Below are 24,512 nucleotides of genomic sequence, written 5' to 3'. Positions count from 1 at the left end.
GGCCACCAAATATGGTAGCGGTCGGCGGCACTGCTCCCTTTTCGCCACAGGTATGTTGCTCTTTTACATCAACTTGCGACGGCGTGTCACGCGAATATCCAACTCGGTCATTTTCTTGCGCAACGTATTGCGGTTGATCCCGAGAAGTTCGGCGCACTTGGCCTGATTTCCGCCTGTCGCTTCAAGCGCGATCTCGATCAGAGGATGTTCGATTTCTCGAAGAATCCGAGGGTAAAGACCAGCCGGCGGAAGCATTCCACCATGCATATCGAAGTATCGGCTCAGGTGATTGGCCACCGAATCAGACAGCGTTTCACCCTCAGTTCCCATGGCCGCAGGCGCGTCCGGCTGTGTGGCCAGAAGCGGTTCGATCTCGGCGCGGCCAAGCTGTGGTTCGCGGGCATCAAGGGCCGCGTGCCGCAAGAGGTTCTCAAGCTGACGCACATTTCCCGGCCAGCCGTAACGCCGCAACAGGTCCGCCGCCGCCGCATCGATGCCGCGTGTCGCCCCGCTCAGCCCGGCCAGCACATGCGCGGCAAGCGGTTCGATGTCGTCAGTGCGTTCCCGCAGAGGCGGCATGTCCAGCACGGCACCACTGAGACGGTAGTAGAGATCATCGTTCAACGCCGCGAACCCGGTCTCCTGCATCGTGCTGATCACCCGCGCGCCCTTGCAAGCCTCAAGCAGCAGAAGCGCGCGCACCTGCGCCTGAGCGTCGAACCGCTCAAGCCCGTCAAGAACCATCGTGCCCCGCCCGACGCGCGCGGCAATGGCGTCGACATCCTCCAAACCCGTCGGCCCGACCGTCACAAAGGGCGCGCCACGCCGTTCGGACAGGTCATGAATTGCCTGCGCCAGAAGCGATTTACCTGCCCCGGTTTCACCACGGATCAGCACCGGAAGGTCAATATTCACGATCCGCGCGACCCCCTGATAAAGCGCCTGCATCACGGGTGTCCGGCCCACCAGTGGAAGCTCCTCGGGCCGGTCCGGTGGCACATCCGGCGTCTTGCCGCGCACGTGCCCGGCATCAAGCGCGGCCCCCGTCCGACGCATGAGTTCCGGCAGATCGAAGGGTTTGGGCAGATAATCGAACGCCTCGGCCTCGGTCGCGCGGATGGCGGTCATGATGGTATTCTGCGCCGAGATCACAATAACCGGCAGGCCGGGGCGTATCTGCGAAATGCGGGGCAGCAACTCAAGCCCGTTGCCATCCGGCATGACCACATCCGAGATCACCGCATCGCCGCGCCCCTCTTCGACCCACCGCATCAGCGTCGTGAGCGATGACGTGGCGTGAACCTTGCACCCCGCCCGCGTCAACGCCTGCGTCAGGACCGTGCGAATGGTCCTGTCATCGTCAGCAACCAAAACGGTCCCGTCCATCACTCCGATCCTTTCGTTTCGCGCGGCGCCACAGGTAGCGAAAGCCGAAACACAGTTCGGCCGGGGGCGGATACCACACCGATCAGCCCCTCATGTGCGGTGATGATCTTGTTGGCGAGCGCGAGTCCAAGGCCCGTGCCGTTTTCTCGTCCCGAGACAAAAGGCGCGAACACATCTCCCGCGATATCCTCGGGCAGGCCGGGACCATCGTCTTCAACCTCGATCTGAAGCGGAATGGCGCGGGGCACGCCATCAATATCCCGCAGACGCATCCCGTGGTCGAAATAGCTTCGCAACGTGATGGTGCCCGATCCGCCCGTCGCGGCTTCGGCAGCGTTCTTGATCAGGTTCAGCACGACCTGAAGCAACTGATCGGCGTCGCCATGCGCGTCGGGCAACGAGGGATCATAGCTTTCGGTCATGCGCATATCCGCCGCGACCCCAAGTAATGCGGACTTTTTCGCACGATCGAGCACATCATGCAGATTGACGGGCCGCCGCACCGGGGGGCGGACATCACCAAACTGCTCCACATGATCCAGAAGTGCTACGATGCGCCGACTCTCGGCGACGATCAGATCGGTAAGCTCGCGGTCCTCGTCACTCAGCGACATGGACAACAACTGGGCGGCACCGGTGATCCCGGCCAGCGGATTCTTGATCTCATGCGCCAGCATTTCGGCCATCCCTATTGCGGATTTCGCCGTCGATGGCCGTGCGCCCCGGCTCTCAAGCCGGCCTGCGGCGTCATGTGGCGTGACCAACATCAACATCTGACCCGCCGCCGCGCTGTAAGGCGCCACATGGACCGTTACCACAACCGGATTGGACCAGGCCACGCGCATCTCGGCGTCATTGACGACAAGTGTCGCCCCCTGTGCCCGTGCCCGTGCAAGCGCGGCATTGGGTGGCGGGTCAATCGCGATCACGTCCCAAACCGGGCGCGCCACGATGGCCCGGCTCGACAAGTTGAGAAATGATTCCGCGGCAGGGTTCGCCGCGACGATTGTATCGTCGCCATCAAGGATCAGCGCGGGCGCGGGCAAGGCAGACCACAGTCCGTCCTGAACGGTGTCGCTCATGCCACGGCCCTTTGCGGGGCCAATAGCGCCTCGGGCAGAAGCGTCATGACCTCCTTTGCGCAGCGCGTGGTCAGGATACGCTTGCGCAGACCCGCGCCTGTGCTCGCCTCATCCATGTACCAGCCCAGATGCTTGCGCGCGACACGCACCCCGAGATCACAACCATAAAACCTGAGCATCTCTTCGTAATGTTCGGAAACCATGTCACAAAAGGCGTGATCGCGTGGAACCTCCGGGGCGGGCCCACCAAAAAGCTCACAGGCGATCCGCGCCAGTGTCCAGGGGCGGCCCTGTGCCCCGCGGCCCACCATCACGCCATCCGCGCCCGACTGGCTCAGGGCCGTTCGTGCGTCTGACACGTCGATGATGTCGCCATTGGCAACCACCGGCACACCCACCGCGTCCTTGACCGCCCGGATGGCGCTCCAATTCGCGTGCCCCTTATAGAACTGACAGCGGGTGCGGCCATGAATGGTGATCATGCGCACACCTGCGGCCTCGGCCCGCCGGGCAAGCTCGGGTGCATTCAGCATGTTGTCATCCCAACCAAGCCGCGTCTTGAGCGTTACGGGCAGATCAACCGCGCCCACCACCGCCTCGATCAGCGACAGCGCATGATCGAGATCCTTCATCAGGGCCGATCCGCTTGCGCCCGTGCCGCTACCGCTTGTGACTTTCTTTGCGGGACAGCCCATGTTGATGTCGATGATACGGGCGCCGTTGGCTTCGACCATCCGGGCGGCCTCGGCCATCCAATGCGCCTCGCGACCGGCCAACTGAACCGCGGTGTTCTGGGTGCCATAGCCAAGCTCGGCGCGCTCGCGCACGCCGGGCTTTGCCTGAACCATCTCTTGGCTCGCGACCATCTCGCTCACGACAAGGCCGGCCCCGAACCGCGATACGAGGTTGCGAAATGGCAGATCGGTGATTCCCGCAAGCGGGGCCAGGAAAACCGGTGGGTTCAGTCCGAGATCGGAAAGGGTTTGGGCCACGTGCCTAATCCTTGTGCAACGGTGCAGGCTTCTGACAAACCCTGCATTCCTTCAAGAAATGTGGAGCTTCATCACGCTGATACACACCTTCTGCACAAAATTTAAGCAGTTTTCGACGGTGTTGCACAGCTATGCACCAGCGCGCTATCAGACAGCATGACAACCGCCGCCCTCATCGTGGCCGCTGGCCGAGGCACCCGGGCCGGTGGGCCGATGCCAAAACAGTGGCAACCCATCGGCACGCAAAGCGTGACCGGCCACACTCTCGCACGGTTCGCGTCGCATCCTGACATAGATCATATTGTTCTTGTCCTGCACCCTGATGACATGGCCTTGGCCCCCACCCTTCCGGGGCTTGTCGTCACGGCGGGGGGTGATACCCGCGCGGGGTCGGTTCTCAACGGTCTTGAAGCTCTCGAAGGCGGATCAACAACGCAGGTGCTTATCCATGACGTTGCGCGCCCCTGTGTGAGCGACAGCCTGATCAGCCGGGTGATCGCGGCGCTCAAGGGCTCTCCCGGTGCCGCGCCCGCTCTGCCCGTCACCGACGCGCTTTGGCGCGGCGACGGCGGTCTGGTCACCGGAACACAGGATCGCAGCGGACTTTTCCGCGCGCAGACACCGCAAGGGTTCCATTTCGGTCCAATCCTCGCGGCGCACCGCAACCATGACGGCGACGCTGCCGATGATGTGGCCGTGGCGCGCGCCGCAGGGCTTGACGTGACCATCGTCGAAGGCGATGAGACCAATATAAAGATCACCCATCCCGGCGATTTCCAACGCGCCGCGCGCATCCTTGGAGAGCCCATGCAACTTCGTGCCGGAAACGGCTATGACGTCCACAGGTTCGGCCCCGGCGATCATGTGATGCTCTGCGGTGTCGCCGTTCCCCATGATCGCGGCCTTCAGGGGCATTCCGATGCCGATGTCGGCATGCATGCCCTGACCGATGCGATCTACGGCGCGCTCGCCGAGGGCGACATAGGTCAGCATTTCCCGCCCTCCGATCCCCAATGGAAAGGCGCGGAAAGCCATATCTTCCTGTCGCACGCCATGGCGCTCGCACGCTCGAAAGGTTTTGAAATCAGCAACCTAGACGTCACTCTTGTCTGCGAATATCCCAAAATCGGGCCTCATGTCCCGGCGATGCGAACAGCACTTGCCGGATATTGCGGCACTGATATCGACCGCGCATCGGTCAAAGCCACCACCTCCGAGCGGCTGGGCTTCACCGGCCGGGGCGAAGGAATCGCGGCCTTGGCCACCGTGACATTGGTGACATCATGAGCCATCTGATCGCCACCTTCTTTTATGTCGGGCACCTCAGGCCCGCACCGGGCACTTGGGGGTCGCTTGCCGCGCTGCCGGTGGCGTGGGGGCTTCTGGTGCTGGGCGGACCTGCGCTTTTGGCCGTGGGCATCGCGGCGTCCATCACATTAGGATGGTGGGCGACACTATTGGAAACAAAGGGTAAAGCCGACAAAGACCCCTCCGAGATCGTCATCGACGAGGTGGCGGGACAATGGATTGCGCTTCTGCCTGTCGCGATCGGCGCGGCCCATTCCGGGGCTCCCGCCCTCGCGCTTTGGCCCGGCTGGATCGCCGCCTTCGTGCTCTTCCGGCTGTTCGACATCTGGAAGCCCGGCCCGGTCGGCTGGGCGGACCGGCGCGGCGGCGCGATGGGTGTCATGCTCGATGACGTGATCGCGGGTGTCATGGCGGCGGTTTGCGTCGGCATCCTTGGGGGGCTGTGGCACGGGGCATGACACAAGCGGCACGCATAGTCGAGGCGGCCCATGCTGCCGGCCTCACCCTCACCACCGCCGAGAGTTGCACAGGCGGGATGGTGGCTGTGGCCTTGACCGATGTGCCCGGGTCATCGACTGTTTTCGAACGTGGTTTGGTGACCTATTCCAACGCCGCCAAGAGCGACCTTCTGGGTGTCTTACCTGAAACGCTCTCTGCTCATGGGGCAGTGTCCGAAGACGTGGCTCGGGAAATGGCCACCGGCGCCCGCCGCGCCGCAGGTGCGGACATCGCCGTTTCGATCACGGGCATCGCAGGCCCCGGCGGGTCCGAGCACAAACCCGAAGGCCGGGTATGTTTCGGCCTCGCAACCGCCAAGGGCGTGACCGCAGAGACATGTGATTTCGGCGCGCAAGGGCGCGAGGCCGTGCGCCAAATGTCCCGCGATCACGCCTTGGAGCTTATCGAGACGGCGCTGACGTCTTAAGAAGTGCCGACAGTGCTGCGACGGGCCCGTCGCTCACGATCACATCCCATGCCGCCTCGGCCTGCATGTTACCCAGAAGGATCGCGGCTTTCTTCTTGACCCGTGCGCGCCGATGCTCAAGCGCCATCTCCGCACTCAGGTCATGGTGCGCCTCGAACACCTCTCCCGCCTTGATGCGGACCTTTGCCTCCGTCTCGGTCAGCTTCTCATCTGTGACGACATCAACCCGCCGCATCAGCGATCGAATCGCAGGTTCGCGCATCGGCTCGTCCGCGAACGTGGCCGGGTTCGCCGTATCGTACCCGAAGAGGGCGAGCGCCATGACGGCCTCATAGCTGAACTTCGCTCCCAGACCCGTCTCTGGCGCGTGCTTGTTACAGACCGACATCCAGCGCGGATGCGTGGTTACCTGAACATCGCTGACCTTGTTTGCATCGATCGGAAGAAGACCCGACAGCGCCTCGAGCGCGGCGTGAAGACCATGGCAACACGCGTGAAACTTGTGACTGACTCCGCGCATGAGAAAGCCCGGTGTCTCCGTGCTGTCGCCGTCTCCATGATGCGTTGACACGAACCCTTGCACGCCCGTGACCGCGTCGGGGTTCGACATCATTCCGAGGGCGGCAAGATCGGCACATTCCAAACCGTTGGCCGCCGCCATCCCGGCATTATACGGCTTGCCCATCGTGCCGAACTGCGACTTGAGGCCCGAGGCGCGCGTCGCGGCAAGGCCAAGCGCATGCTCCATACGCTCATCGTTCAGCCCGGCCAGAAGCCCGGCGGCGATGGTCGCGCCGAATGTTCCGGCGGTCGCGGTCTGGTGAAATCCGGCCTGATAGTGCCCCCGCCCCAAAAGCAGGCCGATCCGCACCGATGCTTCGCATCCCGCAAGCGCCGCACGCAGCACCTTGTCGCGTGGTGCGTTTTCGCGCTCTCCCATGGCAAGGGCTGCCGGGATGACCGCCACCGACGGATGTCCGATATGGGCAAAATGCGTGTCATCATAGTCTAGCGCATGAGACGTCGCGCCATTGACCAGAGCCGCTGCGCGCGCGGGTGCTTGACCGCCGCCCATTACTGTGGCCTGTGAATTGCCACCCTCGGCCAGAACCATCGCGCGGGTGATGCGCGCCACGGGTTCGCTGCATCCCGCCAATCCAACCGCGAGCCAATCAAGCATCGACAGGCGCATGACCTCAAGGTCGTCTGCCTGCGGCTCGGCGCGGACCGAGGCAAGCAATGTCGTGATAGTGTCATCCATAGAGCTTGTGCGCCCGCTCCTCGAAGGCGCGCACAACGCGTTGCATCGCCTCATAGAAAAACAGTCCCGCCGCTTTCTGCAAGATCATGTTGCGAAACTCGAAATCAACGTGAAAGGAAACGTCGCAGCCCTCTTCTCGGTCTTGGAAAACCCAGTTCGATACAAGATATTTGAATGGGCCTTCAAGGTATTCCGTGTCGATCTTCATGTCGTCCGGCCAGAGCGTCACACGGCTCACGAACTTCTCTCGGAACACCTTGAAAGAGATCACGAGGTCCGCAAGCATAACCTTTGAGCCATCATCCTGCGGTGTCGTGCTGCGTATGCGCGCGGCGGCTGTCCATGGCAGAAATTCGGGATAGGATTCCACATCGGCCACCAGATCATACATCTGCTGGGCCGAGTAAGGCAGGTGACGGGTTTCAGAGTGCGTCGTCATGTGTCAGGGTTTCCGCGCGTGTCCTTCAGGACTTTGTCCTAAAAGAAACGCGGAAATTCAAGGGGGTGCCCCGGTGAATCAACGCTGGCTTTTCCGGATGAAGAGGTGGGCGCAAAACCCGCCAAGCTGGGCGCGTGTGAAATTCGTGTTCGCGATCATAGCAATCTGCATCGCACTTTTCGCCTATGAAGCATTCTACGGCTGGCCCGATGCCCTGACGCCAAACCGCATCAAGGGCGGCGGCTGGAAGCCGTGATAATCACAGGTGTCACGAAGTATGAAAATGGCGCGGTTGACGGGGCTCGAACCCGCGACCTCCGGCGTGACAGGCCGGCACTCTAACCAACTGAGCTACAACCGCGCGTGAGGGGCTGATTAAATCAGGTCCCCGGTCCCGTCAATGACCAAATGCACAAGAAATCGCACCGATCCGAAATTAATTCGCACCGTCCTGATGCCGTCCTGATACCGACGCAATACCGACGTTCGGATCGGGGCCGTCACAAAGTTTAAAGGTTTTCACGCCGCCCTGCCGGACACGGCAATCAGAAACTCAATTCGCGACCGAAGATGGAAATGCACGTCCTTTCCGGCCCGCAACCCACAAGATCAAAACGACGACGCTCCGCACACGGTAGAGGCGCCGATTTCGACATCGCAATCGGCAGGGTTGCAAAGTACCTGACTACGATCTTGGTCTGCCACATTTCCGCCCCGAACACCCCCGCGTTGGATCGTGGCTTAATTACGAACAATAGCAGATAAGGAGCGTGATCGTTGCCGAGCATGACGCAAATATTAATAATATTATTATTTATTTTCAGTTCTTTACCTCCATTCGTTAACAAAATCAGAAACGCATTGTTTCCGTGGTAATTGTCAGAGAATCGATAGAAAATGATAGTCTCACTTTAGACGAATTGAGGACACAATAGTGACCCCGGTTTGTCTGGATTGAGACAACCCCCGGGACTGCCGGGTCCGGATACCACGTTTCCACCACCTTCTGCTCGCGTGGTGAGACGCCGGACAGCCTCCCCGGGCGATGTACGATTATGCGTTTTGAATTGCTGCTTGGGGAACGGGATGACAGATTCAAGTATTGATGTGCCGCATCCGCGGGGCCGAGAGGCGACTCTGACGACCGACGCTGCAAGGCGCCTCCGCTACCCGCTGGTCCGGCAGGTCGATCACACACTTCGCCTTCCAGACCCGTCTCTTTCGGTGCCTGCGGGCTACCTGCGACCGCCGCACCCGGTCTATCGGCTGATCGGAAAACGCGGTCTCGATATCGTGCTTGGCATCCTCATGGCGCCCTTCGCGATTCTGCTCATTTTGGTGGCGGGGGCCGCGCTTTGGATCGAAGGGGGCAATCCCTTCTATCATCAAGACCGGCTGGGGCGTGGCGGCGCCCGTTTCAAATTATTCAAGTTGCGCACGATGGTCCGAGACGCAGACACGATGCTGGAACAATGTCTCGCCTCAGACCCGGCGATGCGCGCCGAATGGGATGCCACACAGAAATTGAAGAACGATCCCCGCATCACAACGGTCGGCGCGTTCCTTCGCGCAACCTCTCTTGATGAGCTGCCTCAGCTTTGGAACGTGTTCAAAGGCGACATGAGCCTTATTGGGCCGCGCCCGATGATGCCTGAACAGCTTATCATGTACGGGGATGCGCGACATTACTTCGCGCTGCGTCCGGGCATAACCGGCGCGTGGCAGGTCTCCAAGCGAAACGAAGATCTCTTTACCGAACGCGCCGTTATCGATCAGGATTATGATCTGAAACTCTCGCTTGGGCAGGACTTGAAAATTTTGTGGAGAACGGTCGGCGTTGTGCTGCGGCGGACCGGATACTGACAGGGGGCGTTACGTCGGATCTTTGGGTGGGTCCGACAGGTTGAAAAGTGACAGTCATGATAGAACGCTACAGAATTGGACATGTGTCGGACCGCCGCGGCGGGAGCCGCGACCTCGCCGACCAAGATCGGCCGCAAATCCTGCGAATACAGTCCGTGACCGACAGCGAAACCCGCGCCTATCTTGATAAATTGCGCGCGGATGCAACCCCCGTTTCGGACGAAAGCGACGACGAGGTGCAGCAAGATGAGACAGTTCCCATGCCGCGCTTCGATCCTGACCTTCTTGCCCGGGACGCAGAGACAGACGTGGACCCGCCCGCTTCCAAGGCCCCCGAAACCGGTGGCTTTGCCGAAGATAGCGCCAATTTTGAGTATGCCGAAGACGCACCTGCAGACCCTGTTCCCGAGACGGATGAGGACCAAGGTGATGTCGTGCGGACATCCATGACTGACATGATCGCCCACGAGGATATCAGCGTTATGCCAATGCCAAGCCCCCCCGCCATGCGTCTTTCCGGGTCGGCTTGGAACGAATTGCCATCAATACCCATTCAGGGTCGGGCCAATGACGCGCTTCGCGTTCAGCGTTTCGTGGCGGGAGAAGACGACCGTGTGATCCGCGTGATTGATGATCTGAGAACCCAACTGCTGCGCAGTCTGGAAAGCGAGACGTGGAAACGGATCGCCATCACCGCGCCATCCGTGGGATGCGGCGCGACATTCACCGCGCTCAACCTTGCGCTAAGCATGTCTCGGATCCCTGAATTCCGCACGGTCCTGATGGATATGAATCAGCGTGACCCCGCCATTGCCCGCGCACTAAATCTTCGCGGTCGCTCGGACATCGGTAAATTCCTGACCGGCGAGGTTCCAGCGCGCGAGCATCTTCTCAGGTTCTCGGACACACTGGCCCTTGGTCTGAACACTGAACGCCCGCTGAATCCGTCCGAACGTCTGCATTCGCGGCGCGCTCACATCGCGCTGGACAACATGATCGCCGATCTGGACCCCGATATCGTTCTTTACGATCTGCCTCCGATGCTGGACTATGACGATGTTTCGGCCTTCCTGCCGCAGGTCGATGGTGTCCTGCTCGTGGCCGATGCCAAGCGCACACTCGGCAGTCAGATCGAGGAATGTGAACGTCGTCTTGCCGGAAAGACCCCGTTGTTGGGTGTCATCCTCAACCGTGGGCGCAATGACGCGGACCATGCCCGCGCCGCATAACTCCCGCCCCACGACATAGTTTTGCCAATTTGCCGCATTACATGATATTTCGAGGCTAAAAGGCCACGTGCGCTTCGCCGCACGCAAGAGGCAGGACAAGGGTCGTATGGGATCGATTTATTCCCTCTCGGACCTGATCGACATGATCAGGCGGCGGTTTCTGGTGATTCTCGGGGTGGTCTGCCTCGGGACAGTCGTGACTGTGCTCTATGCCCTGTCGCAGCAGCATCTTTACACCTCCTCCGAGGTGCTACAGGTCCAAAGCCCAAGAATTTCCGAAGAGCTGACGCCAACCACGGTTGAAGGCTCCTCCGCGCGACGCTTGCAGATGATCGAACAGCAGGTCATGGCGCGCGGCGCCGTTCTTGAGATGGCCGAAAAGCTGAACCTTTTCGAGAATGCACCGGCGCTGCGTGACAGTGAAAAGGTCGAAATCATCCGCCGTGCGGTCACGGTAAGCGGGGTCGCCGCAGCCCGCGAAGGCTTTTCCGACGATGGCACCGTATCGCTCTTGCGCGTCACCGCCGACTGGCCAAGCGCGGACGGCGCACAACGCATCGCGCACGCCTTTGCACAGCGCACCGTCCAGCTTTCGACAAGTTCACGGCTTGAGCAAGCCGAGGAGACGCTTGAATTTTTCAAGCTACGAGAAGCCAACCTCAAGCGTGAGGTGGCCGATCTCGAAGCTGAGATCGCGGCTTACCGTGCTGATAACGACGTCGCAATGCCCGGCGGCACTGCCGTCAGCCAGCGGGAGGTCGAACGCCTCAACGAAGCCATACTGAATATCGACCGACAGATGATCAGCCTGCAAAGCAGCCTCGTCACCGAACCCACATCACGCGTGGAGCGCCGCCAGCAAGAAGAAAACCGCGCCGAACTTGCCCGCCTGACAGAAGAGCGCGCGCTCCTGACAAGCACGCTGGACGAATTGACTGAATCGCTTGAAGCCAGCCCCGAGGTCGAACTGCAACTCGCGCGGTATAACCTCCAACTTCAGGAACTGCGCGAACAGCTTCAGACCATTCAGACGCGCCGCAAGGACGCCGCCATCAGCTATGAGCTTGAGACCGAGCGCCAATCCGAGCGTCTGACCGTGCTGGAACCCGCGCCGTTGCCGGATTACCCTTTCACCCGCGCACGCAAACAGATTGTCATTTTGGGCGCATTTGCAAGCTTGCTGCTTGGGCTCGGCATCGCGTTCTTGCTTGACCTGCGACACCCTGTGATCAGATCCGCCACGCAGATGGAGCGTGAGATCGGCCTGCGTCCGGTCATCACGATCCCCGAATCCAAGGGGGTTGGGAAACGGCGCAAGCGGCCCAAGCGGGGCGTGAAACGGACCTCCTGATCACGGACCGGGGCGCACATTCAAAAGCCCCGCGACCTCACCGCCATGGAGCCAGAGCGCGATGACGGCCAATCCGACCGCCAGTGTCGCAAATACAGCATCGTGCGGGCCGTCCCACGCGTGGTGACGGCGTGCAAGCCGGACGAGCCAAGGATGTGCCAGAATCATCGCCACGGCATAAGACGCAAGACCGCCCACCAGACCGGCCAACTGAAATCCGGTCCAGAGACAGACCATCTGCAACACCGCGCGCAGCCCGGAAAAAACGAATGCACCGCGCGAGTCGCCCGCCGCCAGTGCGGCGCGATCATAGGTAAGCCCGATCGCCTGCGGCAGGAACGCCAGCGCAATCACCACCATCATGGTGCCCGCCGCCTCATAGCGGGGATCATAGAGAACCCCAACAAGCCACGGCCCCAGAAGCGCCATCGCACCAAGCATTCCGAACAGGGCGCCAGTGATCAGCACCCGCATCTTGCGAAGCCGCGTGCGGTGATGCTCCGACGCGCCGGGCGGTCTGTCGCGGTAAACCGGTATCAACAGATTCTGACACATGGTGATGCCAAGAAGCACCGGAAAGCTGGCCAGGAAATAACCGATATTGTAGATGCCCAGCGTCTCGATCGGCAAAAGCTTACCGAGGATCGCCTTGTCCCCCTGCGCACTGACAAACGCGAAGGCGGTTGACAAGAATATCCATTTTCCGAACCGCATTTGTTCGGCCATCGCGGCACGTTCAAGTCGGGGGCGGCTCGCGTGGCCCGGCAAAAAGCGCCACGTCAGAACAAGCTTGGCCGTCGCTGTCAGAACCGACCCCAGAACCAGCGCCATCACCGATTGCGTCAGAAGGGCCAGAACGACCATGCCCCCCACCCCGATGAACTGCGCCGACAGGTCCAGAATTGTGAGCCTGCCAAAAACGAGATGCCGGTGCGCGGTTTCGATCTTGGTGGGGAAGAACCCGGTGATCACAAGCGCAAATCCCGCAATCGGAAGGTAAAGCGCCAAGTCGGGCTGTTCATAGAATTCCGCCACGGGCAAAGCGATCACCAAAGTAACCAACCAGAGCAAGACACCGCGCATGATCTGAATGGTGAACGCGGTATCAAGGAAGGCCGCGTCGTCGCCCCGCTTGCTTTGTGCGATCGAAGGGCCGACGCCGACATCCGAGAACATCATCAATCCAACGGTGATCATCGTCACGAGCGCCATGAGGCCGAATGCCTCGGGAAACAGAATTCGGGTCAGGATCAGGTTCGAGGCAAGCCGGATCGCCTGTGCTCCGGCATACCCGATCAGAACCCAGGACGCGCTGCGCATCAGACGGGCGGTCAGGCGGTTGCCGGCAAAGGCGGAAATCAGTCGCTGCATGGCCTCCTCGGGCGCCCCGGATAATCCCGACTGTCTTACCTGATCGGGGCGGTCCGGCAAACGAATTGATGTGGACACCAACCGATCCACCCGAATTTCGTATCTGCGTGTGTTTCGCGGTTAATTTCAGCGGTATCATGCAGTATCGTGACCAAGGCTCGGTGTTCTGGGCATCACGACGTATATGCACCCGAAAGGCGCGCCCGGCATGAAAATCGCCTATGTGCTCAACACTTATCCGCAACCGTCGCACAGCTTCATCCGCCGCGAGATACAGGCGCTTGAACGTCAGGGGTTCGAAGTGCTGCGCCTTGCCATGCGCGTGCCTGAAATGCCCTTGGTGGATGAGGGTGACAAGGCCGAAGCAACGCGCACGCATTATGTCCTGCGGCAAGGCGCGTTGCTGCTTTTGGCGGCGGTCCTGCGGGTGGCGATCAAGCACCCGCTCGCGACACTCAGAGCTTTGCGGCAATCATACCGCATGGGCACGCGGTCCGAAGTCGGGTGGCGGCGTCACCTGATTTATCTTGCCGAAGCGGCCTATGTTCTCTTGCGGTGCCGTGAAACGCAGGCGGTTCACATTCACGCCCATTTCGGCACCAACGCCGCGACTGTCGCGCACCTGACGCGGTGCCTTGGCGGCCCGCCCTATTCGTTCACGGTCCACGGCCCCGAAGAGTTCGACGCGCCCCGGGCCCTCTCGCTCCCCGACAAGATCATCGGCGCGGCCTTTACGGTTGGGGTAAGCCGGTTTGGCCGCTCACAGCTTTGTCGCTGGGTCGCGCATGAACATTGGCCGCGCATTCACGTCGTGCATTGCGGGATCGAGCCTGCACGTTTCGCCGATCCCGCGCCGATGCCCAAGGGTCCTTTGCGACTCGTTTCGATTGGGCGGTTCGTCGAACAGAAAGGACAAATGGCGCTCGTGCCCGCCATGCGCTCCATCTGCGACGCTCATCCCGACGCCGTTCTGCACCTTGTCGGGGATGGCCCGCTTCGCAAGGAACTGGAAGCCGAAATCGCCGAGGCCCGGTTGTCCGATAATGTTTGCCTGACCGGCTGGCTGGACGAGGAGGCGATCCGCGCGGAACTTGCACAGGCCCACGCCCTCGTGATGCCCAGTTTCGCGGAAGGATTGCCGATGGTGGTGATGGAAGCGATGGCCGCGGCCCGCCCCGTGATCGCGACCTATATCGCGGGCACCCCCGAGCTTGTCCGCCCGGGCGAGACCGGGTGGCTCGTTCCGGCAGGAGATCCCGCAGCCCTGACCCAAGCGGTTCTGGAACTGGGGAAAATGCCCCACAGTCAGCGGGACGCGATGGGCAAGGCCGGACGCAAGCGGGTTCTTATCCGGCATGATGTCGATGCCGAGGCCACCAAGCTCGCGTCACATTTTCGTGGAGATGGTTAACGCCCCCGCGTCCAAGCTGTGCCATCCCGTCCCGCCGAACCAGTCACAGTCAACGCGACGGCGGCATAGGCCAGAAAGCCGACCGGTTTACGCAACGCCCGGCGCAGAATCCCTGCGGCACCCGGCGCATTGACGCTGTCATGTCTCAGCAAATGCGAGAACGCTGTCGATATCTCTCGCACCCCCCGATTCTGGCGTCGCCGGACGCGCACGAGATTGCCAAAGCCCTCGACCAGCGGCCAGTGGTAGGTATCGGGCAGTTTGATCCGCTCCTCCGGTGCAAAGTGCAGCCTTGCGAAAGTATCGTCCGAGATGATCTCGGGCCAAGCCTTCCAGCGCGCGCGCCCGGCGCCGTTCATGGCGAAAATGCCGTATCCGCCCACGCCTTCAGTGTTGAATGGCAGCGTCATCCAGTACCGGCCATATGCCCGTGTGACGGCACTCCTTGCCGCGCTCAGGATCGGCGTCCCGCTCGCATAACGCGGGTGCGGTGTGGCCAGAACGCGGGCCAACGCAGGCAATAGTCCGGCGCTGACCTCGACATCGGCATCCAGATAGACCCGCGCGTCATGGCGCGCAGTCGCATCCCCCGCATTCAAAGCCCCAATTTTGCCACCCTCCGACAGTTCGAGAACCCGCAGAGCAAATCCGACCGCCTTGCACCGGGCGTCCATGGCCCGCGCCCGCGCGGCGGTCTCATCCGAACATCCGTTTGCCACCACTATGATCTCGGCTTCGGCCTCCAATGGGCGCGACTTGCACACCGCCGCAAGGCACCGCTCGATCCAGTCAGCCTCATCATGGGCCGGCAGAATGACACTCAGCGGCACAGCATCCGTCACTTCCATGCCTCCAAGGTGCGCCATCGCGGATTGTCATCTCCGGGATAGCGTTGCGCGCCCCAGCTTCCCCATCGCCCCGGCGTCAAGACATCCGCGTAATGATTGAAAAGCTGGCCCCCAGCGGCCTGCCAATCGGCCAAAAGCCTGAGATACAGAGCACCCATTTCAGGGGTGTAGTTGAGATGGACAAAAAACGCGGTCAGCGCATCGTCGCCCAACACCTCTCCGACACCGACGACATGCGTGCCGCCCTCATACATGACGAGGTCGAGCCCATATCTCTCCGCCACTTGCGCGTGATGGGGATACAGCCTGTCGCGCAAGTCGGCCAGTGTGCCGTCCGGATTTCCGCTCAGGCTTCCGTTTGAAAGTTCCTGCGCCGCGCGCGTCACAGCGAGGTCATAGCGATGCGTCTCCACATGTGCCGCGAGCGCGTCACCCGAAAGGCCAAGGTCACGGCCTTCGGCGCGGGCGGCCCCTGCGCTTTCATTAAGCCAATCGCGCACGAGTGGCGCCAGCCTCTGGGTGCCAAGGGCACCGAAATATCCCGTCACCGCATAAGCATCAAATGCCTCGTGCGGCGGGCCGTTGCCCTCGGCCTCGGCCTGCCACAGCGGCGCGTTGAGTATCCCCTGTTCAAGCCCGAGCCAGCCCGTCTGCGTCGCGATCACGTTGACCAGACGATCTTGGTCCACATCGCCGAATATCTCGCTGCATTGGCGGGCGATTTCGGCGGCGCGCATACCGTGGAACTGGGTGCCCTGATCCGGTTTCCCCCAACGCGCCTCAGCCTGTTGGCCGGCCCATTCCGCCTGAAGGAATTGCCAGTTCCAGACTTCGTTCGAATACTCAAGCCAGATGCGCCGCCCCTCAGGGAGCGCATCGCGAAGAAGCGTGCAGGCCGCATTGACATAAGAGGCATCGGCCAGATGCGGCAACGTAATCCAGGCATCCGCGCCAACCCGCTCGGACAGACGTAGCATCACTTCGTAAGGAACACCGACCCGCGAGTAAGAGAAATCATCCACCTGCGCACGGGCGGTCCATATGCTTTCGTCGCTGTCGTTGGTGTTGGCCCAATCCATGAAGCGCAGCACCTCGAACCCCTCGATAACGGCAAGCCAATCGGGATTGAAGAGCGCGCCCGCCTCGTGAAGGTCCACATGCGCTTCGCGCATCACGGTTATGTCGCGCACGTAATCGTCAGGATTGCTGCGCTGAATGCGGATAATGACCGGCCCCTCGCCCGGCTCAAAGTCAAAGCGCACCTCATCATCGCGGTAACGCGTGTTTTGCGCGCGTCCCGATACCTCCACGATGCCTTCACCTTCGAAACGGAGCACATAACGCCCGGAAAACGCCTCTGTCGCGGCCTCGGGAATATCTGTCAGAATCACAGTGCCGATAGACCCAAGATCACCCGGCACCGCTATGGGCCACCCCTGTGCATCAAGGAGACCGCGGGCCTGCAGCTCCTCGTATTCAACCCCGCCCCACTGTCCGGGCTTGTGTCCGATCCAGCGGCGCGCGGTCTTCATCACGTCGATGAAAGGCTGCGCGCTCGACCAGTCACGCACAGGGGCAAGGTTGATCGCCATCGGCGGCGCGTCCGCCCTCGCGGGCACTGCGGCCATCACGGCAAAGGCGAAAGCAAGCAGGTTTCTCATCTTGTCGCCACCCCCGTTTGCGGCATCTGTGAAACGATGTCCCATACGACCTCTTGCATCAGGCGTGCAGTATCGGGTTCAGGCGCAGCCGCAGGGCTCCCATCCGCGCGGCTGAGCCGATGCGGCAAGCCCACCGGTGAACTGTGATAAAGCACCGCGTAATGCGTCAGCGCCACGAGATAGGCCCCAAGGTCATTCACGTGGATGGTATCGAGGCTTCCATCCTCGCGCCGCGCAAAAAGGTCAGCCGCCGCCGCGACATTTCCAACAGCGCCTTTTTCTTCGACCCGGCGGACGAACGCCGCCATCACCTGCCCCGCCGGAATGACATGGATCGGCCGTTCAGGATTTTCGGCAAGATCCTTGTGCAGCAGTTCGGCCATCCAATACCGCTCAAGATCACGATCCAACCGCAGAAGCCACCCCTCCGGATCATCAAGATGATGCCAGGTTTCATATAGATAGACCCGTACATCGGGATTGCCTTCTCGGGCGCGCTCGGCCCAGAGATGCAGATAGCGCCCGCTTTTGTGATACCTGATCGCATCACGCAGCTCGACCATCTCGGTCAGGATGACCGCGTCGTAATCACCTGATCCAAGTGCCTCCGCCGCGTCGCGGTAACGGGGATGGTCGTTCTCGGCCTCGAACCCGTTGATCGGCAGGTCCGGTTCGTAATGTTCACGCAGAGACGTCCCCCAGCCAAGCTGGCTTTCATGGGAATGCCCATCCTGTCCGCCCGCCTGCGCAAGCTGTGTCAGCATCGCGGGCATATCACGCCCCACAAGGCTGTGACCCAGATGATAAACTTGTAAACCTTGGTCAGGGGCCGGAAGCGGGGCCTCATAGGCGCGTGCCACGGCCTCCGGGCTCGGGCCGCGTTTCGGCCAAAAAATCCACGCAATGGCGACCGCGAGGCACAGAATACCCAAACCGATGATGACAAAACGGAGCGGCATCAGGCGGACCCCATGCGCCAACTCGGCCCCTGCGGCAATGTGGATGCCGTCACGATCAACCCTCCTTCGATCACGAAACGTCCGTGAAACCTGTGTCCCGCAGAAAATCCCGGAACGGCGGTCACGAGTGTCGCTTCAAATTGGCCCGAGTCGGGGTCGGGCGTCACGTCGAAAGCATCGAACCCGATGATGGTGCCACTGACCTGATATTGACATTTGTAAGCACATTCCTTGGCCGAGAAGATAAGTCGCGCGAGCCGACCGCGCCACGCATCCGATTGAGCCGAAAGCCATGCCCGTTCGGCCAATGAGGCAATCTCGGGGATCAGGTCTGAGGCGAGCGGGGCATCGGGCTCGACATCTACACCGATGCTGCGCATGTCCCGCGTCCGGGCCACGGCGGCGACACAGGCGATGTCACAATGGCTAAGACTTCCTGTCAGGCCCTCGGGCCAACGGGGGGCGCGGTCGGGGCCCGCTGGCACCGGTTCGGGCGTTGTCCCCAAGGCCCGCATCGCCCCGTGGATCGCTGCGCGGCCCGCTGCAAATTCACGCTGGCGGCCCTCGGTCGCGCGGCTGACGGCACACGCCTCGCTTGGGAAGGGGGCCGGATGATCGTCTCGGGGATCGCAGATCGACATCTCGACCTTGTCGGGGAACACTCCGGCAAGACGCGTGAAAGGACCATGCCACGAGGATTTGGTTGCTGCGTCCAAAATCATGCCCGCGCCCTGCCCCGCTCTTGTCGCAGCGCACGTCGCCGCGAGACAAGCCGCGCAGTCTCGGCCGAAAGGACCGGGCGGCGCAGATCGGCGGGTCTGGCTGTGGCGCGTTCCTCGCGCACAGGCGCTTGAGGTTCGGGGGCCCGTGCCGCGCGCACACCCTGCGCAGCCAGATGCGCGGCCAGATCATCCAGAACCGGATACCGGAAAACATCCGTGATCGACAATTTATGATCCGCGAGATGGGCGCGAATGCTCCGATGCGCTTGCACCGCCAAAAGCGAATGGCCGCCCAGATCGAAAAAGTTATCACGTCCTCCGACATCGCGTATCCCAAGCACCTCCTGCCATATTTGGGCGATAATCGCGGTGATCTCCTGCGCGTTCTGTCCGGCCACGCCCGCCTCCACGCCTTTCTCGGAAGGCTCGGTGGACGGCTCTTCGACTTTGGCCCGCCCCCCTGCCCGCGGCACCGGATCAGGGAGGGCCTTTCGGTCGATCTTCTTGTTTGGTGTCAGGGGAAACGCATCGACCCGCATCAGATGCGCGGGCACCATCGCACCGGTCAATCGCAGTGCCATATGAGCCCTCAGCGCGGTCTCATCGACGTCACCTGACGCGGTGTAATACCCCACAAGCCGCGTGTCGCCGGCCATGTCGCGTGCGACAACAACGGCCTCGGCAATCGCGGGATCTGACTTCATGGCCGTCTCAATCTCTCCGAGTTCAATGCGCTGGCCCCGGATCTTGACCTGAAAATCCGTGCGGCCAAGGAAATCAAGCTGCCCGTCGGTCCGCCACCGAACCAGATCGCCGGTGCGATAAAGCCGCCCGCCCTTGGGGCTGACAGGGTCGGGCTGAAACCGTTCGGCGCTCAGGTCGTCACGCCGCCAATAGCCGCGCGAAACGCCCTCGCCTCCGATCCAAAGCTCACCGGGCACGCCGATGGGGCAAAGCGCGCCGTCCTCGTCCAAGACGCGCATGACCGTGTTGGCGATGGGCCGCCCGATCGGCTCGGCCCCGGGGGCGGGCGCACCGGGTTCCGCCACGCTTGACCAGATGGTTGTCTCGGTGGGGCCGTACATGTTGAGAATGCGGGCCTCCGTGCTCTTGCGCAACTCCGTGACCAGAGAGCCGGGAAGCGCCTCACCACCAAGAAGAATTTGTTTCACCCCCGACAAAGCGCCCCGCGCCTCATCGTTCATCACAAAAAGCTGTGCCATGCTGGGCGTGGCCTGAAGATGGGTGACCCCATGCCGGACGATCTGAGCCGCGAGTGAGAAGTCATCCTCGGCCGGCGCGATACCCGAATTCACGTGATCCATCACGCTCTTGATACGCGGCAGGCTGTCGAGCACGGTGTCCTTGTCGATCCCATATTCGATCAGACATGCGATTTCGCTCACACCGACGGCGCGCAACTGTTCGGCCCGCGCGATGCCATCCTCGACCGTCCCGAAAAAGCCCGAATCCTCGAAATAACGCTCGAAGGCGAAATCGAGGATACCTTCCATTTCCTCGTCCGACAGGCCGCTCAGGTCGATTTCAAACGGGTTGGTGACCCCCTTGGGTTTCTTGAAGGCCGGAAACGCCCAAGCATATTGCTTGATCAGGCCAGCGGCACTTCGCAGATAGTCCTTCATCGGGCCACGCGCCACGTCACGGGCCGCCTCTCGGGTTTCGGCCAGATAGGCATGAAGCATCAACGTAACCTTGTGCTTGGCCGGATCGTGCCCCGCCTTGCGCAGCGCGTCATGATAGATGCCGATCTTCTCGGCCACCTCTTCAACGGACTGCCCCAGAAGATGGGTGAGGATATGCGCGCCGTTCTCGCCGGCTTCGCGCCAGGTGGCGGGGTTGCCCGCCGTCGTGACCCACGCCTCAAGCTCGGGGGACACGGGTCGCGGCTGTGTCACGACCGGATGCATCTCCCCGTTTTCGCGTGCGAATTCGACCGGCTCACCCCGCCACAGGGCACGGGCCTTGTTCAGCGTATCAAAAAGCGCATCGCGGTTCTTGGGTGGCGTATTCTCGGGCCGCAGCACGAAATCATCCGGCTGCCAGCCCGATGCAAAGGCCAGACCCGCGCGACCGTTCGTCAGATTGTCGATCACCGCCCATTCCTCGGCTATCCGGGCTGGATGATGCAACGGCGCGACGATAGAGCCCGCACGCACACCGATATTGCGGGTCATGCCTGCCACCGACGCCCCCGTCACCGAAGGGTTCGGATAAGGTCCGCCAAAGGCGTGGAAATGCCGTTCGGGCGTCCAGATCGCCGCAAAGCCGTTTTCGTCGGCGTATTTCGCACCCTCCAGCAGGAGGTCGTATTTGCCCGGCCCGGCCACGTCATCGGCACCCCAATAATAGAGTGAGAAATCCATCGCGCCACCGGGTGCCGCGCGCACCGGTCCGTTGGAAATGGCGGCACGGGTTTCATCGCCGCTGATCACGACAGAGAACCCCCGCGCCAGCGTATAGAAAAGCTCCAACACAGAAATATCGAAAGCAAGGCTTGTCACAGCCATCCAGACGCGACCAAGGTCCGCATCCACATGCGTATCCATCCCGTGAAAGAAATTCACGACATTGCCATGCCCGACCATGACCCCCTTGGGACGTCCGGTAGAGCCCGAGGTGTAGATCAGATACGCAAGGTCGCCGTGCCGCGCACCCCCGTCGACACGCTCAACACTGGTGGACCGGGTCATGCCATCCATGTCGATCCGTGCCGCGTCGCATTCAGGTAGGGTCGTCACCTCCGAACGTGACAGGACGATCCCGGCACCACTGTCGGCGATACAATGCAAAAGGCGATCCTGCGGATATGTCGGGTCAAGCGGAAGATACGCGGCCCCCGCCTTAAGGATCGCAAGCGCACCGATGACCATGTCGGGGCCGCGCGGCACACAGAGCGCGACGAAATCACCCCGCGCCACACCGGCATCACGCAATGACGCCGCCACACTATTGGCCTCGGCATCAAGCGTGGCATAGCTCAGTTCACGGTCTTCAAATATCAGCGCGGTTTCATCTGGCCTCTGCGCTGCCATTTTCTCAAACGCGCCGTGCACGGTCTGCGACCTGTCATGCGGGCTCTCGGTCGCATCCCATGCCGAAAGCAACGCTCGCCGTTCACTGTCCGGCAGGTCACAGATACGGTCGATGTCTCTCACTCCATCCGCCACACGTTTGAGCATGGTTTCAAGCCGGGCTTTGAGACGCTCCACCGCGTCGGTCTCCAAGCGCGCAAGATCGGCGAAAAGGCACAGTCCCTTGTCGTTCAGAGCGAGGCTTAACGCCATGCCGGGCACCGGCGAGGCCTTGCCACTTAGACCAACCTGCGGTTTCCCAAGTTCCCTGAGCGCCGGGTCACGGGCAAAAATGTCTGCGGCGAATCCACGGGCTTTGTCTGCCTGATCGACCCTGTTGCTAATCGCCGCCAGAAGCTCATCCCAGTCATCCACGTCGCGCGAAACCCTGAGCGGCACCCACTGGGACGAAAGCCCATGCGCGGCGTCAACGGTTTTGGCCAGCGCATCGCCTTGCCACGCGATATCGGCCTCCACCTGCCCGGAGGACACAAGTGCCCAGAGTGCCGCAACCGCGCGGGCCGTATCGGCGGGCATTTCGGCGGGTTTGGCAATCTCGACTTCGGTCCAATTCGGTGCGGCGCCGTGGCGCGTGGCAAGTGGCGCCGAAACCGGCTCCAGCCCCTTCAGCACGCTACGCCAATAGGGCTCCCTCTGGTTGACACCGGCCATCGTCTCGTTGATCGCGGTCACACGCTCACCCGTTAACGGTGGCAGGATATCGCCCTCTCGCATCACAGCGCCCGGATCGAACGGATCGCCAAACATATCGCGCAGTCCCGTCAGGCGCACCGCCCCGTCACCGACAGCCAATGTCAGCGCGTCAGCCTCCAACGACAATATCGCGCCCGGCGTGCCATCCGCGTTCACCGCTTCGGCCCCTCCCACAAGTGCTACACAAGCTCCAAGATCAAGCTTGGGAGCACAAAGCGGATTGGCATATCCTGCGAAATCAAGGGCCCGCACGAGGCGAAGGATATCCTCGACCGACCGCCCCGGATCAAGCAGGCCAAATCCGGCAGGGCGATCGTCCCGCCCACAATAGATGCGCGTGCCGCCGCCTTGCGCGCGCCCTTTGGTATCTCCTGTTTCCAGAGCGCGCATCACGTCGGCAAAACTTTCGATACCGGCGGCATACGCCTTGGTGTTGAGGCTGTGCGCCGTGTCGCCGGTCTCAATCTCGAACATGCGGGACACCAGAACATCACCGGTGTCGATCCCGGATTCCATGAGGTGCCACGTGATACCGTGCTGCGCCTCATCGTTCAGGATGGCCCAGACCGGGGTATTGAGCCCTGCATATCGTGGCAAGGGTCCGTCGTGAAAGTTCACTGCGCCCTGCCTCGCGAGGTCGAGAATATCTGCTTGCAGCACCCGCAGGTTGGCCACGCTCAGGATCCAGTCGAACCCTCGATCACACGCCACCCCATGCAGCGCATCGGGGGATGAGAAAACGCTGAGGCCCTGCGCTTCGGCCCAGACACGCACCGCATCGTCGGCGGAAACAACCGCGCGGATATCGTGACCCGCCTGCAAGAGCCTCTCTCCACAGGCCTGTGTCAGGGATTCATCACCAATCAGAACGCAAGAAAACATACTCATTTCAAATCCTCGACTATGGATGCACCGGCACCTGGTTGTGCCGCATGCTTGCGGCCCACGGCGGCGCGCAGGCTGTGTGCCGCAAGATCGCGTAGAAACCCGCTTGGAGCACCAAACGGACGTCCCGTCAGACGCGCGCGCAAGCGCCAAAGCGCCTCACCAGAGAGGCGGGCAATCGTTGCGGCAATGGCATAGCCCCGGCCATGGTTTTTGACAAAATAATGCAGGCGCGAGTCGAACCAGTATCCGGGCGTCCGTTTCCATGTTTTCATTCCCGTGCTGACGGAACCTACATGAACGACCCGGCTGCGCGGAAGATACCAGACCTGCCACCCGGCGCGCGCGGCGCGGCGGCAAAGATCCGTCTCTTCGAAGTATAAAAAGAACGTCTCGTCAAAGGTGCCGATCTTGTCCAGCATGTCCTGACGCATCAGGACCGATGCCCCGGCGCACCAATCAACACGGGCCGGCCCCTCCGGTATGGCAAGGGGCACGATAGCATGGCTGAGAAAGCGCGACACGATCCCGGTGCGCACGGCCCCCTCGAATTCGCCCGCTATGGTGGGAAAGCGGAACGCCGTCTGATGCGGCACACCATCCTCGCCCTCGATATAGCTGCCGGCCATGCCCGCCTCCGGATGGGCCTCAAGGTGCTCAAGCAGCACGTCGATGGCGTCACGGTCGGGGAAAGCATCTGAATTGAGGATATAGACGTAATCCGGGCGTCCGCCATCCGAGAGACCTTGTGCCATACCGAAATTGTTGCCCGCGCCGAACCCGCCATTGCGCGGCGAAGGACAAAACCTCACGCGGCCATCGCCGTCCCAGCCGCGTGCTGCGATCTCGCGCGGGATGATCTCACAGGAGGCGTCACCGGACCCGTTATCCACGACAACGATTTCTCCCGAGAGGGGCGCCATCGCGTCGCGCGCGGCGGCAAGGGCGCGCAACGTCATATCTGGCGTGCGGTAGTTCAGGATGATGGTCAATATGCGCGGCGTTGTCATTCG

20 protein-coding genes and 1 tRNA gene are annotated in these 24,512 nt (G+C 61.7%); 8 read left to right on the top strand and 13 right to left on the bottom strand.

Annotated features, from left to right (window positions below; genetic code table 11):
* Positions 1 to 63 precede the first annotated feature (63 nt).
* From V8359_RS03220 to dusB, 3 genes are read right to left on the bottom strand one after another with little or no spacing between them, the layout of a single operon-like run.
* A complete protein-coding gene (locus V8359_RS03220) occupies positions 64 to 1,386 on the bottom strand; it encodes a sigma-54 dependent transcriptional regulator (protein ID WP_336427265.1) in 1,323 nt (440 codons plus the stop codon).
* Positions 1,386 to 2,468, bottom strand: coding sequence for a two-component system sensor histidine kinase NtrB (locus V8359_RS03215; RefSeq protein ID WP_336427264.1), 1,083 nt, complete (start codon positions 2,466 to 2,468; stop codon positions 1,386 to 1,388). The genes V8359_RS03220 and V8359_RS03215 overlap by 1 nt, the downstream gene beginning before the upstream one ends.
* On the bottom strand, positions 2,465 to 3,460 hold the full coding sequence (gene dusB, locus V8359_RS03210) for a tRNA dihydrouridine synthase DusB (protein ID WP_336427263.1): 996 nt from the start codon (positions 3,458 to 3,460) through the stop codon (positions 2,465 to 2,467). The genes V8359_RS03215 and dusB overlap by 4 nt, the downstream gene beginning before the upstream one ends.
* A 156-nt stretch (positions 3,461 to 3,616) precedes the next feature.
* Here dusB and V8359_RS03205 point away from each other — a divergent pair, with 156 nt between their 5' ends.
* From V8359_RS03205 to V8359_RS03195, 3 genes are read left to right on the top strand one after another with little or no spacing between them, the layout of a single operon-like run.
* Positions 3,617 to 4,747, top strand: coding sequence for a bifunctional 2-C-methyl-D-erythritol 4-phosphate cytidylyltransferase/2-C-methyl-D-erythritol 2,4-cyclodiphosphate synthase (locus tag V8359_RS03205; RefSeq protein ID WP_336427262.1), 1,131 nt, complete (start codon positions 3,617 to 3,619; stop codon positions 4,745 to 4,747).
* Positions 4,744 to 5,226 (top strand): phosphatidylglycerophosphatase A family protein, encoded by a 483-nt coding sequence (locus V8359_RS03200; RefSeq protein WP_336427261.1) that lies wholly within the window; start codon positions 4,744 to 4,746, stop codon positions 5,224 to 5,226. Before V8359_RS03205 ends, V8359_RS03200 begins: the two co-directional genes overlap by 4 nt.
* Entirely contained in the window at positions 5,223 to 5,693 is a 471-nt protein-coding gene (locus V8359_RS03195) for a CinA family protein (RefSeq protein WP_336427260.1), read from the top strand. Before V8359_RS03200 ends, V8359_RS03195 begins: the two co-directional genes overlap by 4 nt.
* Here V8359_RS03195 and V8359_RS03190 read toward each other — a convergent pair.
* Positions 5,668 to 6,954, bottom strand: coding sequence for an MmgE/PrpD family protein (locus V8359_RS03190; protein WP_336427259.1), 1,287 nt, complete (start codon positions 6,952 to 6,954; stop codon positions 5,668 to 5,670). The genes V8359_RS03195 and V8359_RS03190 overlap by 26 nt on opposite strands.
* Entirely contained in the window at positions 6,947 to 7,393 is a 447-nt protein-coding gene (locus V8359_RS03185; protein ID WP_336427258.1) for a type II toxin-antitoxin system RatA family toxin, read from the bottom strand. The genes V8359_RS03190 and V8359_RS03185 overlap by 8 nt, the downstream gene beginning before the upstream one ends.
* A 73-nt stretch (positions 7,394 to 7,466) precedes the next feature.
* On the opposite strand from V8359_RS03185, the gene V8359_RS03180 reads away from it, so the two are divergent.
* Positions 7,467 to 7,649 (top strand): hypothetical protein, encoded by a 183-nt coding sequence (locus V8359_RS03180; protein WP_336427257.1) that lies wholly within the window; start codon positions 7,467 to 7,469, stop codon positions 7,647 to 7,649.
* Between the two features lie 28 nt (positions 7,650 to 7,677).
* Here the strand turns inward: V8359_RS03180 and V8359_RS03175 are convergent.
* A tRNA-Asp gene (locus V8359_RS03175) sits at positions 7,678 to 7,754 on the bottom strand.
* A gap of 725 nt (positions 7,755 to 8,479) precedes the next feature.
* Between V8359_RS03175 and V8359_RS03170 the strand changes: the two genes are divergently transcribed.
* The 3 genes from V8359_RS03170 (at position 8,480) to V8359_RS03160 (ending at position 11,836) form a co-directional block, all read left to right on the top strand.
* Positions 8,480 to 9,256, top strand: a complete 777-nt coding sequence (locus V8359_RS03170) for a sugar transferase (RefSeq protein ID WP_336427256.1) — start codon at positions 8,480 to 8,482, stop codon at positions 9,254 to 9,256.
* A 155-nt stretch (positions 9,257 to 9,411) separates the two neighbouring features.
* Positions 9,412 to 10,485 carry a CpsD/CapB family tyrosine-protein kinase gene (locus V8359_RS03165; protein ID WP_336427255.1) on the top strand — a complete coding sequence of 358 codons (1,074 nt, stop codon included), beginning with the start codon at positions 9,412 to 9,414 and terminating at the stop codon, positions 10,483 to 10,485.
* Positions 10,486 to 10,591: 106 nt separating this feature from the next.
* Entirely contained in the window at positions 10,592 to 11,836 is a 1,245-nt protein-coding gene (locus tag V8359_RS03160; protein ID WP_336427254.1) for a GumC family protein, read from the top strand.
* Here V8359_RS03160 and V8359_RS03155 read toward each other — a convergent pair whose 3' ends face one another.
* Positions 11,837 to 13,207 carry an oligosaccharide flippase family protein gene (locus tag V8359_RS03155; protein ID WP_442970322.1) on the bottom strand — a complete coding sequence of 457 codons (1,371 nt, stop codon included), beginning with the start codon at positions 13,205 to 13,207 and terminating at the stop codon, positions 11,837 to 11,839.
* A gap of 208 nt (positions 13,208 to 13,415) precedes the next feature.
* On the opposite strand from V8359_RS03155, the gene V8359_RS03150 reads away from it, so the two are divergent.
* On the top strand, positions 13,416 to 14,618 hold the full coding sequence (locus tag V8359_RS03150) for a glycosyltransferase family 4 protein (RefSeq protein WP_336427252.1): 1,203 nt from the start codon (positions 13,416 to 13,418) through the stop codon (positions 14,616 to 14,618).
* Here the strand turns inward: V8359_RS03150 and V8359_RS03145 are convergent.
* Genes V8359_RS03145 through V8359_RS03120 form a run of 6 tightly spaced genes read right to left on the bottom strand, consistent with a single transcriptional unit; the run spans position 14,615 to position 24,509 of the window.
* Positions 14,615 to 15,484 carry a glycosyltransferase gene (locus V8359_RS03145; protein ID WP_336427251.1) on the bottom strand — a complete coding sequence of 290 codons (870 nt, stop codon included), beginning with the start codon at positions 15,482 to 15,484 and terminating at the stop codon, positions 14,615 to 14,617. The genes V8359_RS03150 and V8359_RS03145 overlap by 4 nt on opposite strands.
* On the bottom strand, positions 15,457 to 17,127 hold the full coding sequence (locus V8359_RS03140) for a hypothetical protein (protein ID WP_336427250.1): 1,671 nt from the start codon (positions 17,125 to 17,127) through the stop codon (positions 15,457 to 15,459). Before V8359_RS03140 ends, V8359_RS03145 begins: the two co-directional genes overlap by 28 nt.
* Positions 17,124 to 18,086 carry a hypothetical protein gene (locus tag V8359_RS03135; protein WP_336427249.1) on the bottom strand — a complete coding sequence of 321 codons (963 nt, stop codon included), beginning with the start codon at positions 18,084 to 18,086 and terminating at the stop codon, positions 17,124 to 17,126. Before V8359_RS03135 ends, V8359_RS03140 begins: the two co-directional genes overlap by 4 nt.
* Positions 18,086 to 18,808, bottom strand: coding sequence for a 4'-phosphopantetheinyl transferase family protein (locus tag V8359_RS03130; RefSeq protein ID WP_336427248.1), 723 nt, complete (start codon positions 18,806 to 18,808; stop codon positions 18,086 to 18,088). Before V8359_RS03130 ends, V8359_RS03135 begins: the two co-directional genes overlap by 1 nt.
* Positions 18,805 to 23,502, bottom strand: a complete 4,698-nt coding sequence (locus V8359_RS03125; RefSeq protein ID WP_336427246.1) for a MupA/Atu3671 family FMN-dependent luciferase-like monooxygenase — start codon at positions 23,500 to 23,502, stop codon at positions 18,805 to 18,807. The genes V8359_RS03130 and V8359_RS03125 overlap by 4 nt, the downstream gene beginning before the upstream one ends.
* Positions 23,499 to 24,509 carry a glycosyltransferase family 2 protein gene (locus V8359_RS03120; protein WP_336427245.1) on the bottom strand — a complete coding sequence of 337 codons (1,011 nt, stop codon included), beginning with the start codon at positions 24,507 to 24,509 and terminating at the stop codon, positions 23,499 to 23,501. Before V8359_RS03120 ends, V8359_RS03125 begins: the two co-directional genes overlap by 4 nt.
* Positions 24,510 to 24,512 lie beyond the last annotated feature (3 nt).

Source organism: Roseovarius sp. E0-M6 (genome assembly GCF_037083845.1).
Taxonomy (GTDB): domain Bacteria; phylum Pseudomonadota; class Alphaproteobacteria; order Rhodobacterales; family Rhodobacteraceae; genus Roseovarius.
The sequence above is the reverse complement of the archived record's forward strand: the minus strand, read 5'-3'. Positions and strand labels throughout refer to the sequence as shown.

What these genes read in the sequence shown, in the direction of transcription:
- V8359_RS03135 (WP_336427249.1), bottom strand. Translation starts at nt 18,086, where the DNA reads ATGCCGCTCCGTTTTGTCATCATCGGTTTGGGTATTCTGTGCCTCGCG.
- V8359_RS03205 (WP_336427262.1), top strand. Translation starts at nt 3,617, where the DNA reads ATGACAACCGCCGCCCTCATCGTGGCCGCTGGCCGAGGCACCCGGGCC.
- V8359_RS03150 (WP_336427252.1), top strand. Translation starts at nt 13,416, where the DNA reads ATGAAAATCGCCTATGTGCTCAACACTTATCCGCAACCGTCGCACAGC.
- V8359_RS03215 (WP_336427264.1), bottom strand. Translation starts at nt 2,468, where the DNA reads ATGAGCGACACCGTTCAGGACGGACTGTGGTCTGCCTTGCCCGCGCCC.
- V8359_RS03145 (WP_336427251.1), bottom strand. Translation starts at nt 15,484, where the DNA reads ATGGCGCACCTTGGAGGCATGGAAGTGACGGATGCTGTGCCGCTGAGT.
- V8359_RS03125 (WP_336427246.1), bottom strand. Translation starts at nt 23,502, where the DNA reads ATGAGTATGTTTTCTTGCGTTCTGATTGGTGATGAATCCCTGACACAG.
- V8359_RS03140 (WP_336427250.1), bottom strand. Translation starts at nt 17,127, where the DNA reads ATGAGAAACCTGCTTGCTTTCGCCTTTGCCGTGATGGCCGCAGTGCCC.
- V8359_RS03155 (WP_442970322.1), bottom strand. Translation starts at nt 13,207, where the DNA reads ATGCAGCGACTGATTTCCGCCTTTGCCGGCAACCGCCTGACCGCCCGT.
- V8359_RS03200 (WP_336427261.1), top strand. Translation starts at nt 4,744, where the DNA reads ATGAGCCATCTGATCGCCACCTTCTTTTATGTCGGGCACCTCAGGCCC.
- V8359_RS03190 (WP_336427259.1), bottom strand. Translation starts at nt 6,954, where the DNA reads ATGGATGACACTATCACGACATTGCTTGCCTCGGTCCGCGCCGAGCCG.
- V8359_RS03220 (WP_336427265.1), bottom strand. Translation starts at nt 1,386, where the DNA reads ATGGACGGGACCGTTTTGGTTGCTGACGATGACAGGACCATTCGCACG.
- V8359_RS03120 (WP_336427245.1), bottom strand. Translation starts at nt 24,509, where the DNA reads ATGACAACGCCGCGCATATTGACCATCATCCTGAACTACCGCACGCCA.
- V8359_RS03195 (WP_336427260.1), top strand. Translation starts at nt 5,223, where the DNA reads ATGACACAAGCGGCACGCATAGTCGAGGCGGCCCATGCTGCCGGCCTC.
- V8359_RS03130 (WP_336427248.1), bottom strand. Translation starts at nt 18,808, where the DNA reads ATGATTTTGGACGCAGCAACCAAATCCTCGTGGCATGGTCCTTTCACG.
- V8359_RS03185 (WP_336427258.1), bottom strand. Translation starts at nt 7,393, where the DNA reads ATGACGACGCACTCTGAAACCCGTCACCTGCCTTACTCGGCCCAGCAG.
- V8359_RS03170 (WP_336427256.1), top strand. Translation starts at nt 8,480, where the DNA reads ATGACAGATTCAAGTATTGATGTGCCGCATCCGCGGGGCCGAGAGGCG.
- V8359_RS03160 (WP_336427254.1), top strand. Translation starts at nt 10,592, where the DNA reads ATGGGATCGATTTATTCCCTCTCGGACCTGATCGACATGATCAGGCGG.